This is a genomic window from Niallia sp. HCP3S3_B10, assembly GCF_052064465.1.
Classification (GTDB): domain Bacteria; phylum Bacillota; class Bacilli; order Bacillales; family Cytobacillaceae; genus Niallia; species Niallia hominis.
In genome coordinates this window covers 276,162-288,627 of record NZ_JBQHVO010000002.1, presented here as the reverse complement: position 1 = coordinate 288,627, position 12,466 = coordinate 276,162, and the positions used below count along the sequence as shown (strand labels likewise).

The 12,466-nt window shown below is 37.0% G+C and carries 9 protein-coding genes; 1 reads left to right on the top strand and 8 read right to left on the bottom strand.

The annotated features are described in order from the left end of the window. Nucleotides 1-126: 126 nt before the first annotated feature. From ACTNDN_RS02870 to ACTNDN_RS02845, 6 genes are all read right to left on the bottom strand, one after another. Nucleotides 127-1,938 carry a glycoside hydrolase family 2 protein gene (locus ACTNDN_RS02870; RefSeq protein WP_441130757.1) on the bottom strand — a complete coding sequence of 604 codons (1,812 nt, stop codon included), beginning with the start codon at nt 1,936-1,938 and terminating at the stop codon, nt 127-129. A 17-nt stretch (nt 1,939-1,955) separates the two neighbouring features. Then, nucleotides 1,956-3,698, bottom strand: coding sequence for a glycoside hydrolase family 2 protein (locus ACTNDN_RS02865; protein ID WP_031534378.1), 1,743 nt, complete (start codon nt 3,696-3,698; stop codon nt 1,956-1,958). After that, complete coding sequence (locus tag ACTNDN_RS02860; RefSeq protein ID WP_031534377.1) at nt 3,698-4,135, bottom strand: hypothetical protein; 438 nt, start codon at nt 4,133-4,135, stop codon at nt 3,698-3,700. Before ACTNDN_RS02860 ends, ACTNDN_RS02865 begins: the two co-directional genes overlap by 1 nt. Continuing rightward, the gene (locus ACTNDN_RS02855) at nt 4,135-4,980 is read right to left on the bottom strand and encodes a carbohydrate ABC transporter permease (protein ID WP_235247712.1); all 846 of its coding nucleotides are present in this window, start codon (nt 4,978-4,980) and stop codon (nt 4,135-4,137) included. The genes ACTNDN_RS02860 and ACTNDN_RS02855 overlap by 1 nt, the downstream gene beginning before the upstream one ends. A 16-nt stretch (nt 4,981-4,996) precedes the next feature. Then, complete coding sequence (locus ACTNDN_RS02850; RefSeq protein WP_331280212.1) at nt 4,997-5,920, bottom strand: carbohydrate ABC transporter permease; 924 nt, start codon at nt 5,918-5,920, stop codon at nt 4,997-4,999. A gap of 385 nt (nt 5,921-6,305) precedes the next feature. Continuing rightward, complete coding sequence (locus tag ACTNDN_RS02845; protein WP_031534370.1) at nt 6,306-7,574, bottom strand: extracellular solute-binding protein; 1,269 nt, start codon at nt 7,572-7,574, stop codon at nt 6,306-6,308. A gap of 225 nt (nt 7,575-7,799) precedes the next feature. Here ACTNDN_RS02845 and ACTNDN_RS02840 point away from each other — a divergent pair, with 225 nt between their 5' ends. Continuing rightward, the gene (locus ACTNDN_RS02840) at nt 7,800-8,717 is read left to right on the top strand and encodes an ArsR/SmtB family transcription factor (protein ID WP_284561029.1); all 918 of its coding nucleotides are present in this window, start codon (nt 7,800-7,802) and stop codon (nt 8,715-8,717) included. Between the two features lie 109 nt (nt 8,718-8,826). Here the strand turns inward: ACTNDN_RS02840 and priA are convergent, their stop codons facing one another. Together priA and coaBC are read right to left on the bottom strand one after the other, a co-directional pair. Continuing rightward, a complete protein-coding gene (gene priA, locus ACTNDN_RS02835) occupies nt 8,827-11,238 on the bottom strand; it encodes a primosomal protein N' (RefSeq protein WP_441130753.1) in 2,412 nt (803 codons plus the stop codon). Continuing rightward, on the bottom strand, nt 11,235-12,443 hold the full coding sequence (coaBC, locus tag ACTNDN_RS02830) for a bifunctional phosphopantothenoylcysteine decarboxylase/phosphopantothenate--cysteine ligase CoaBC (protein WP_235251026.1): 1,209 nt from the start codon (nt 12,441-12,443) through the stop codon (nt 11,235-11,237). The genes priA and coaBC overlap by 4 nt, the downstream gene beginning before the upstream one ends. Nucleotides 12,444-12,466 lie beyond the last annotated feature (23 nt).

Here is a 12,466-nt window from a genome sequence, read left to right as displayed (position 1 = left end):
CGCTTGGTGGCCTTTTTGTCTAGTTGGGGGACGAGTCCCCCAACTAGACAAAAAGGATATTTATTCTCCCACAAACATTTTACTCATACTTCCCCGCTACGTCCATTATAATTGCTAGTAAAACATTTACCCCTTTATCGCCAATCTTTCTGGGAAAAACAGATTATTAAGCTCTTTAATTTTCGCTAAGTCGCATTTTGGAACGCGCTCATATGTTAGAATACCGTTAATTTCTTGTTCGACATCTGTAAGTTGTGTATAGCAATAGCCCCATAGTCCTTTTGATTGGAAAATTGCTTCCATAATCTTGCGGTATTCTGTTATATAATCCTCTGCGTTCTCTACGGAAGTATAGCCCCAGCCGCTTTGATCACCCATTTTAAAAGCAATTCCTCCGAATTCTGTTAACAGGATTGGTTCCCCTTTATGAGCGTGATTTGCTGCATACACATCCCATTTACTATGAGCATGGGTAAGTAAATTTTCAACCGTTGAAATAGACTCCTTGAAATATTGATATTTCTCCTTCTCCTCTGCATTTCCATGGGCGTAATTATGAATCGCACAAATGTCTGTAACGGTTGCTTCCCAGCCATCATTGGAGATTACAAGGCGTGTGCCATCAATGGCATGGAGCATATGATACATAGTTGTTGAAAAATGCTGCTGTGTTTTATCAGAATGAATATCTGGAATACCCCAGCTTTCATTAAGTGGCACCCAAGTGATAATAGACGGATGATTATAATCTCTCTCCACAATTTCCATCCATTCCTTCATTAATCTTGTCGCAGCTTCTTTCGTATAAACAGGAGCTGATGCGCATTCTCCCCATACTAAGAAACCTAATGTATCTGCATAATGCAAGAATAAAGGATCTTCTGTTTTTTGATGCTTTCTACAGCCATTAAATCCCATTTCTTTAGCGAACTCGATATCTTTTTTAAAGTCTTCTGCTTTCGGCGCTGTTAATAGTCCCTCTGGCCAATACCCTTGATCAAGAACCAGTTTTTGATAATATGGTTTATTATTTAAATAGACCATGCCCTTTTCCGTATGAACTTTACGATAGCCGAAATAGGAATCCACCCGATCTAAAACTGTTCCACTTTCATCACAAAGTTCAAGAGAAACATCAAATAAATTTGGATGCTCTGGTGACCAAGTGTAGCCATCATCATGAAAATTCGTACGGAAGATTTTATTTTGAATAATGTCAACTGCCCGTTTTTCAGCTATATTATTCATTCTAATTCGGTCTTCTGCAATCAAAGTATCCTTAAACATCATTTTATAGTTCACATAATAAGAGGCTTTTGATATTTCTGTTTCTTCATTTAACGATAAATCCATCCATACGACTCCGTGGTCAAAATCTGATGTAAATCGAACTTTATCAATATGTTCTTTATTTACTTGTTCCACCCAAACCGTTTGCCAAATTCCTGTCGAATTCGTATACCAAATCGCCCGGGGCTCCTCTTCCCAGAATTGTTTGCCCCGCGGAATCGTTTCATCTTTTAAAGGATCATAGACCTTAACAGTAATAATTTGATTTTCTTCTGCTAAATAATTGGAAATATCAAATGAAAACGAAGTATGCCCGCCTTCATGCTCTCCAACGAATTGTCCGTTCACATAGACCTTGCAATAATAGTCTACCGCCCCAAAATGCAAGATTGTTTTTTTAGCAGAATCATTAGAAATAACTACTTCTTTTTTATACCATACATATTCATGGACTACTCTTTCTCCAATTCCACTTAACAGAGATTGGTAAACAAACGGAACTTGTATTTCTTTTTCAAATGTTTCTTTATTAAAATACTGCTTTTTTTCTCCAATATTGTCATCATCAAACTGAAATTGCCATGTTCCATTTAAGTTAATCCACTCATCACGCACAAACTGAGGGCGCGGGTACTCTTGTCTCGTCATCTTATACACTCCTATGATTATAATCTTCGAGTATTTACTTGTCTTACTCTCTCAACAGAAACTTTTGGTTTTCTATCGATTGTAAGCAAGCCATTTACTTCTTGTTGGACATCTGTTAGTTGTGTATAACAATAACCACATACATATTCTAAATCCTGAACTGCATGATGGATGTCTTCAAAACGTTTAAAAAACGCTTCTTCATCCTTCACTTGATTCCCATATCCCCAGCCTTCCTCTGTTTGAAAAGCAATTCCGCCAAATTCAGAAATAAGGATTGGCTGACCTTTATATGGGTAATTCTTTGCAAAGGCATAGAAACCTTTATTAAACTGGATGGAATTCGACATTAATTTTTCTTTATCTTCATATCTACTTGCAAGAAGCGCTCCAAATTCTTCATAGTCATGCAATGTGATAATATCGGAAACAGTATGTTCCCAGCCGTCATTTGTGATTACAGGACGATTGCTATCATATGCTTTTGTTAAATGATAGATACTTTCTGTAAAAGCTTGTTGCTGTCTGTCATGATGGATATTACCAATACCCCATGATTCATTAAATGGAACCCATGTGATTACACTTGGATGGTTGTAATTTTGCTTTACAATTTCTAACCATTCATTGGTGAAATTCCGAACAGCTTTGTCACTAAACCCATACGTTGAACCAACCTCTAACCAGACAAGAAGACCTTTTTTATCCGCTAAATATAAAAATCTGCTGTCCTCTACTTTTTGGTGCTTCCGTACTCCGTTATAACCCAATTCTAATACTTTATCGATATCTTCTTCTAAAGCCGAAACACTTGGTGGAGTTAAATCCGATTCTTCCCAATAGCCTTGGTCTAAAATTAAGCGTTGATATAGCTCTCTATTATTCAGAAGGATTCTATTTCCTTCAATAGATATCTTACGCATTCCAAAATAGGATTGGACTTCATCCAGTAATACATCTTGATGGTACAATTTAAGAGTCAAATCATATAGATTAGGATTTTCTGGACTCCACACCTTCATTGTCCATGGATCCAGTCTTTCTAAAACACTTCCTTTAAGTATTGCTACATTATCAACTATATTTGCCGTTAATTCATTGATTACTTTGCCATTAAATTGGATTGTTGCTACTACTTTATATCCTTCTGCTGTAAGCGGGATGTCTTTTGTTTCTACTTCTATCGCTACTTTTTGCTCATCAAATAATGGTGTAATTTTAGCATGGTTTAAGTGAGCTTCATTTACATACTCCAACCAAACCGGTTTCCATATTCCCGTTGTTTGAACATACCAGCAGCCAAAATTTTCATCATGCCAGCGTTGTTTTCCTCTCGGTTGTGCACAATCCTTTGAATCTTTGACTTTAACAGTCAGTTTATTCTCGCCAGTTGTCACATAGTTAGCTATATCTACAGAAAAACCATGGTAACCTCCTTGATGAATTGTTACGAGATGACCATTTACATAGATAAACGCCTCATAATCTACTCCTTCAAAATGGACAATCGGATGCTTTTGTATATCATCGATTGTAATCGTTCTTTCATACCAAACCGTTTCGTGATGTTCTTGCTGATTAATCCCACTTGCTTTCGTTTCATAGGTGAACGGCACATTTATGGTTGTGCTCTTTGGAAAAGATGCATACCACTTCTCCTTCTCCCCTACTTTTTTATCATCAAAAGCAAATTTCCATTCTCCGTCTAGTGAAACCCATTCCGCTCTGTGGAATTGAGGATTTGGATGCCATTCATTCATTAATTTATACCTCCAACTTGTTCATTTCTTGTCCTATTTATTTTTCGTATAGATTTATTTTTTGCTAAAACTAAGATACCCGCCGACATACATAAAACTAGACTTATAATATCCATGATCGTATAAGATAGTGCCCCACATACGAATAGCCAAACTGCGACCTTTACATGGACTTGATCATCTATCATATATTTTTTTGCACAAACTAAATTAATTAACCCGAGACCGATTAACAAGGCACCAAACATCCCTATAAATATATAGATACTTCCTACATACGATTCCATTGCTTTCATATAAGCGAACTTAGAATCCTCTACAAGCTTTGCACCTTCTACCTTTTTTAATGTCCCATATAGCAAGATCGTAAAGAGACCATCAACAATTTGCCAAACACCCACAATTCTCACTAAATTTCTTTCTAACTTTCTATTCATTATCCTTTCACCCCTGCAGATAACGACATAGATTCCAAGAAATACTTTTGTGCGAATAGATATAAAATAAAGGTTGGAATAATCGCAAACAATGCACCTGCCATTAATAAAGTCGGTTGTGCTTGATACATTCCTTGCAATAATTGTAGACCTGGTGTAATTGGCATCTTTTCTATATCATTAAATACAATGGACGGCCATAAGAAGTCGTTCCATGATCCCGTAAAGGAGAATAAGGCAACAACCAAAAGTACTGGTTTTACCAATGGCAATATTACTTTTCCTAAAATTTGAAAATCATTTGCACCATCCATACGGGCAGCCTCATCAAATTCGAGGGGAATATTATTCATAAACTGTCTAACTAGGAAGATATTAAATACTCCAGCAGCTCCAGGAACAATCATCGCAATCGGTGAATTCACCCATCCAAGGACATCGATAATTTTATAAAGAGGAATAAGATTTACTACTCCTGGAAACATCATCGTTGCCATTAAAAAAGCAAACAAACCGTTTTTACCCCTAAAATCCAATCTGCTAAATGCGAACGCAGATAATGTAACAACAATTAAAACTAAGATTGTGTGTGATACAGAAATAACAACTGAATTTGTAAACCAACGTACCAATGGTGTACTTGTATTATCAACTAATAATGTTGTGTAATTTGTAAGTACCCATTCAATCGGTAAAAATTTAAAGCCCACTGTTTGTAGTTCTATTTCTGATTTAAAGGAGGTTACAACTCCCCATAATAAAGGAATAATCCAAATCACAGCCATGACAAGCAAAAAGGCAAAAGCAATTATTTTCGGTAGTGGATTGGTTCTTTTACTACTCATACTCTTCCTCCTCTAATTAATTCTTTCTCTCTCTTAAGAAAAAGAATTGCAATGATGCAACAACCATTATGCAAAGTCCAAGAATAACAGCCATTGCAGACGAGATTCCAGCAATCGATTGACCTGAACCAAAGGCATTTTGCTGAATATCCATTAATAACACTCTCGTTGAGTCTGTTGGGCCACCACCAGTTAACATTAATGGCTGACCATAGACATTAAATTGGGCAATGGTTGTGATAACAACCGTATAAAGAATTTGCCCTTTCATACTTGGAAGGGTGATTTTAATAAATTTCTGGAAAGAAGAAGCGCCATCAATGTCTGCTGCTTCATAGTAATCTTTCGGAATGCCATTCAGTGCCGCTTGGTAAATGATCATATTCCCACCAATCGTCCACCAAACCGTTACTACTACTAGTGCAATCCATGCAAACGGCTGTGTACCAGTCCAAACTGTTTCAAGATTAAATATATTATTAATTGGACCATACGTTACGTTAAACATAAGTCCCCAAATGATAATGACAGCAGAAATTGCGAATAATGATGGTAGATAGAATAAAGACTGAAAAACTTTCCACAGAGTCGGTTTTGTATTCAATGCCGCTGCAAGAAAGAGAGGTACAAGAATACAAAATGGGACGGTAAATAGAACAAATAAAAAGGTGTTTTTCAAACCACTATGAAGTTGTTCATAAAAGACGGAATCAGATTGAAGTAATAGTTCTTTATAATTATCCAATCCAACAAAGGTTGGGGAACTAATCAAATCCCATTCTGTAAAAGAGATATAAATTCCAAAAAAGATTGGAATCAGAAAAAACACTCCAAAAATAATCAAATGAGGTGCTAAAAATAGCCATGGGGCAAAGGAGGTATTCCTAGTATTTTTCATTTTCATTTGATTCACATATTTCGTAGTGGAAACAGTTTCCATACACCCTACTTCCTTTCCTCTTGCTTTTATTAAAGTAAGATTCGTAGATCCTATACAATTAAAACTTATAGTCTAAATGCACTTATTTTCTTACTAGCAACTTTGATTTCTGTATGTAGGCTGTTGACTATTCTAAATAGATTGGGCCGTTTTGTTGATATTAGCTGCAGCTGAATACACTTCGCTTTTTGCTGGCAAGGTTTTAGTCATCGCGAGCATAACTAGTCATGTTTCCACGTATCTCGCTCGTTTAACCCGGTTGCGCCTTTCGTGTATTCAGTCTGCTTAAGATTGGCTATCCTTCCTTTTCCTGCATGTTTTCAATTATCTAAAAACCCCTAAAATCCCAACTCAAAAAGTAAACACTTTCATTTTTATTCGAAAATCAATTATTCGAATTATCTTTTTCTACCTTTGCAGATATTTCTTTTTCCATATCCTCTAATGCTTTGTCCGTTTCTGTTTTGGAGAATACAACATCGCCCGCTTTCGAATCAAGCAATTCAGAAACATAACCATTGTATTTGTAGTCAAATATTTTTAATGTTGCTTGTTGTTCTGGTGTTGCTAAAAAGAATGATTGCGGCATTGCTTTATATTCTTCATTTTCTAATAGAGAAAGCGTTGCTGGGTTTTGACCGGATTTTGCCCATTCCATTGAATTATCACGAACCCAATCTAGAAACTCAACGACACCTTTTGCTTTTTCTTCGCTACGAGAATCATCTTTAAACATGACAAATTGGTGTGAGGAAGACCAGTTCACTGCTTTAGATAAGTCATCTGATAATTGCGGAGCGTTTGTTAATCCCCAATTTATCTTTGACTCTTTAATTTGGTTTTGCATCCAAATTCCTTCTGGTAGAAAAACAACTTTTCCAGTTAAGAACATTTGCGTAGGATCTTCTCCATCCTTTGTCGTATAGCCAGCCTTCACATAATCTCTCCACAAATTAAAAGTATCTTTCGCTGCTTGGTTAACTAAAGTTGGTTGAATGCCGTCTTCTGTTAGCTCACCGCCATTTTGTGCATATAGTGACAAGAAATTAGGCTTCAGCCATGTTACCCCTAGTGCTCTGATTTTATCCTTTTGCGCTTGCTCACCAACTTGTTTAATCTCATCAAATGTTACAATATTATCATCCAATGCTGTCGGTAAATACTTATCCACTAAATCTTTATTGTAATAAAGTCCGAAAGTATGAATATCTAATGGAATACTATAACGCTCTGAATCTAGTTCTCCAATCTTCCAAGCCTCCGCAACATAATTGTCTGCCTTAATTTCTGGAAAATCGGCGAGCAAATCATTATAAGCAGTTAACATGCCATTATCTTTAAACTGTTTAATTCGTTCTGCATGGACGATTGTTAAATCTGGAATATTCTTTTTGGAGTTTACAATTGTCGGAATCTTCGTATACATGTCCGTTTCTTTTAATGAAACGTTTTTAATTTTGTATTCAGGATTCGTCTTATTATATTCATTTACCATTGCCTGCATGTTTTTCCCGTCAGGCCCTGTGAATGGATTCCAAAACGTAATTTCGTTTTTGGAACTGCTACTAGCTTCCGAATCTCCACAGCCTGCTAAAATACCAATTGAAAGCCCAATTACCCCAAGATACTTCCAAAGCTTACTCTTTGCCCCCACAATAATTCCTCCTTTTTATTTAACTCATTACTCAACTAAATTCTTTAACTAAAAAGTTAAAGTTTATCTTTCAAACCTTTTTACATTACTAATTTAACAACTCAAGAAAGCGTTGTCAATGCTATTTTGTCAATATTTAAAGTGTTTTCTATTGCGGTTAAACACTACGAATGATATAATAAATAAACAAGCTATTGTTTAACTAAATAGTTAAAGGAGGTCCCCATGCAAATACAAATTTCAAAGGATTATTTTCATATTTACCAAGCACTTGCTAGCGAAACAAGAATTGAGATTATTGAAATCCTTGCTAAAAACAATATGAATATATCTGATTTAGCAAAACAATTAGGCATAAGTGCCGCTATCGTTACCCGTCATATTCAAAAGCTAGAAGAAGCAGGAATCGTTAAATCGGAAAGAACCCCGGGAAAATCAGGACTGCAGAAAATAGTCTATTTAGCGATAGACAATATTGAAATTCATTTTCCAAGAAAAATATTTAAAGAATATCAACTCCACCAGACAGATTTAAGAATTGGTCATTATACTGATTTTTCCGCTATGCCTACTTGCGGAATTGCAACAGAAAAAGAAATCATCGGGAAAGCGGATGATCCTAAATTTTTTATGGATAGCCAAAGAGTAGATGCACAGCTATTATGGTTATCTAAAGGATTTGTAGAGTACAAAATCCCAAATTTACTAGGACCAAATGAAATTCCAGAAATGGTAGAAATCAGTCTAGAGCTTGCATCTGAGTTTCCGATTTCCAATAATGTATGGCCAAGTGATATAACGTTTTACTTAAATAACGTGGAGATTGGCACCTACACTGTGCCTGGAAATTTTTCTGATGTGAGAGGTCGCTATACGCCAAAATGGTGGAATGATAAATTTAGTCAGTACGGCCTTTTAAAAACAATCAGGGTAAATAAAATGGATACAGGTATTGATGGGGAGCCGTTTTCTAGTGTCACGATTAATGATTTACAATTAGAGAACTCCCCCTTTCTCACTTTGAAAATTGCGGTTAAAGAAGATTCAGAAAGAGTTGGTGGGATGACTTTATTTGGGGAACATTTTGGAAACCATAAGCAAAATATACAGATTGGGATATATTATTTGGAGAAGGAAAATTAATATAGCAAAATAAAAAGAAATGACCGTTTCCATTCTGTCATTTCTTTTTATTTTCATTTTCACGTTGAAGGTTAATAGCCAACAGTAGCATCGTTTGTAGCAGTCATCACTACATCAAAATAAACGGATTAACATCAATCGAGATCTGCAATCCATTTGTGCTTATTTCAGTCTGATAATGATCTAAAATTGACTTTAGAACTTCCTCTAAGTTTGGTTCTTGTTTATATTTTATTAGGCATTGATAGCGATATTTATTTTTTATTCTAGCGATTGGTGAAGCGACTGGTCCTAAAATAACCGTTTGCGGTGATAATCTATTTCTGACGATCTGCGTAATTTTTTCCGAGACACCGACTACTTTCATCAGCTCTTCATGACTAATCGTAATCATCGTAAGAAAATAGTATGGAGGATAGGCATGCTGTCTGCGAATCATCATCTCCGTTTCATAAAAACGGTCATAATCCTGTTCACTCGCAAGCTCAATACTGTAATGCTCAGGGGTATATGTTTGAAAAATAACTTCTCCCTTTAATTCATGTCTGCCCGCTCTTCCGCTTACTTGTGTCAGTAATTGAAAGGTCTTCTCCGATGAGCGGAAATCTGGCAAATGGAGCATTGTATCAGCTGACAGTACGCCAACTAGCGTAATTCTTGGGAAATCTAGTCCTTTGGCAATCATTTGGGTGCCTAATAGAATATCTGCTTCTCCATCTTGGAATTTTTGCAGCAGCTTTTCATGGGCTCCCTTTCGACTAGTTGTGTCCACATCCATCCGAATAACTCTTGCTTCTGGCAGGATTTTCGCCAGCTCTTCTTCTACCTTCTGCGTACCTGTTCCAAAATACCGAATATGCTCACTGCTACATTCTGGACAAGTGGTAGGCGTATATGTTTCATATCCACAATAATGACACTTCATCTGATTTTGAAAACGGTGGTAGGTTAAGCTAATATCACAATTCGGACATTTAACAACATACCCACAGTCACGGCACATGACAAAGGACGAATGCCCTCGCTTATTTAAAAATAAGACTGTTTGCTCTTTCTTTTCAAGGCGATCTTTCAGCTTATCTAGCAATGCTTCGGAAAACATGGAGCGATTGCCGGTTCGAAGTTCTTCCCGCATATCAATAATTTCTACATTAGGAAGGGATTGGTTATTCATTCGATTAGGAAGGGATAGTAAAGTATATACGCCTTTTTGGGCTCGTGCAAAGCTTTCTAAAGAAGGAGTTGCACTACCTAAAATAATCGAACAACCATGCTTTTTCCCTCTTTCGATGGCAACGTCCTTTGCATGGTAACGTGGATTCTCCTCTTGCTTATAGGTCATTTCATGCTCTTCATCAATAATGATAATGCCAAGATTCGTAAATGGAGCAAAGATGGCGGACCTAGCTCCTACGACAACTTTCACTTCGTTTCTTTGAATTTTTCGCCACTCATCATACTTTTCTCCCACTGACAATCCACTATGCAAAACCGCAACAAGTTCACCAAATCGCCCTTTAAAACGGTTAACCATTTGGGGAGTTAGAGCGATTTCAGGGACAAGCACAATCGCTTCCTCTCCCTTTGCCAATACTTTTTCAATGGATTGCAAATAAACTTCTGTTTTCCCGCTACCGGTTACACCATATAAGAGAAACACTTCATGGCGCTCCTCTTTGACCGCCTGATGGATCGGTGCAACAACTTTCGCCTGATCATCTGTTAAAGGCAAGGCATATGTTCTTTCAAACTCACGCTCTTGATAAGGATCTCGATATACTTCTTTATCTATTTCGCCGAGAAGACCTTTTTCGACTAGCCCTTTTATAGCAGCTGTAGAAATCTTTAATTTCGTTAAGAGCTGTTTTTGTTCAATTGGTTCTGGATGCTCACTAAAAAACGCAAGTAATTCTTTTTGTTTTTTTGCGTTTTTATTCAGCGATTCTTCGTAATCGGTTAAATCTTCTCTCTTTACCAAAGGATAAATATGCTTTACCTTTTTCTTTTGACCTCTTGATTGAACCTCGTAGGAAACTTCTATTGTTCCTTTTTTCACTTCCTTTTGCAGAGCAGAAAGAGATACATTCTTTAGAGCTTCCTCCCACACTACTTCTTCCATATTGCGAAAAAGAGCAGCTACCCCTTCTGCCATGTCTTGTTCTTTTCCCGTTACCCTTTTTACCTTGCGCTCATATTTAGCCTTTAAAGCCGGCGGTAGCATCGCTTGAAAAGCAGAAATTTTATAGCAAAGGGTAGAATGAGACAACCAATCAGCAAGGGATAAAAGCTCTTTATTTAAAACAGGTACTAAGTCCATCGGCTCGATTATCTTTTTAAGTGATTTAAAACTAGACGTTTCCTCCAAGCTTTCCACAAATCCTTGAACCTTTCTAGGACCGAATGGAACAATAACTCGCATGCCTGGTTGAATAACCTCCTCCAGTTCTTCTGGAATGAGATAATCATAGGGTCTGTCCGTTTGTTTTGCCGGAACATCGACAATTACTTTCGCTACAGTCATTTCTGAACAGCTTCCTTCATCAAGACCGCTTGTTCCAAGATTTTTTCCGCTACTTCATCTTTAGAAAGAAGGGGAAGTTCGATGGAAGTCCCATCTTTCTTATACATTGTTACTAAATTTGTATCTGTTCCAAAGCCAGAATCCTGCCTATTTACATTATTAGCAACAATCATATCCGCATTTTTCCGCTTTAATTTATCCATTGCATACGCAGCCATATTTTGCGTTTCTGCTGCAAAGCCAATCAGAATTTGTTGATTTTTTCGCGACCCAAGTTCTGACAAAATATCCTTCGTCCGTGTAAATTCGATTGTTTCTGGACCGCTTTGCTTTTTCACTTTATGATCATATACTACCGTTGGCTTATAATCACTAACTGCTGCAGTTTTAATGATAATGTCAGACTTCTCGCTATAGCTTATCACCGCATTATACATCTCTTCAGCACTTTCCACAGAAATTACCTGTGCACCCTTTGGTGGGGCAAGATTTGTTGGTCCGGATACTAAAATAACATTTGCCCCATATGCAATTGCCTTTTTTGCAATACTATATCCCATTTTTCCAGATGAATGATTGGAAATAAAACGAACAGGATCAATTTTTTCTCGCGTCGGTCCAGCAGTTACGAGAACGGTTGTACCACTAAGGATGTTTTTCTTCCCAGAGAAATAATCCTCCATATGCTGAATAATCATTTCTGGTTCTTCCAATCTTCCCTTCCCCACATACCCGCATGCTAAATAACCTTCACCCGGGTTAATAAATCGATACCCATAGTCATGAAGCGTATTAATGTTTTTAATAACTGCGGGGTGATCATACATATGAACATTCATGGCAGGAGCAATCCAAACATCACTTGTCGCTGCAAGCAAGGTGGTTGTAATCATATTATCAGCAATGCCGTTTGCTATTTTTCCTATCACATTCGCTGTTGCCGGTGCGACTAAAATCAAATCAGCCCAATCTGCCAAATCAATGTGGGCAATCACTTTCGGATCTTTTTCATCAAATGTGTCCGTATATACTTCGTTTTTAGAAAGTGCTTTAAAGGTTAAAGGATTCACAAATTCCATGGCCGCTTCCGACATGATAACCTTCACATCCGCGCCCTTTTGCGTTAATTTACTTGTTAAAGCACATGCCTTATAAACCGCAATTCCTCCCGTAACACAAAGAAGAATCTTCTTTCCATTCAACATTATGCGCTTCCTTCCTTTCTTTC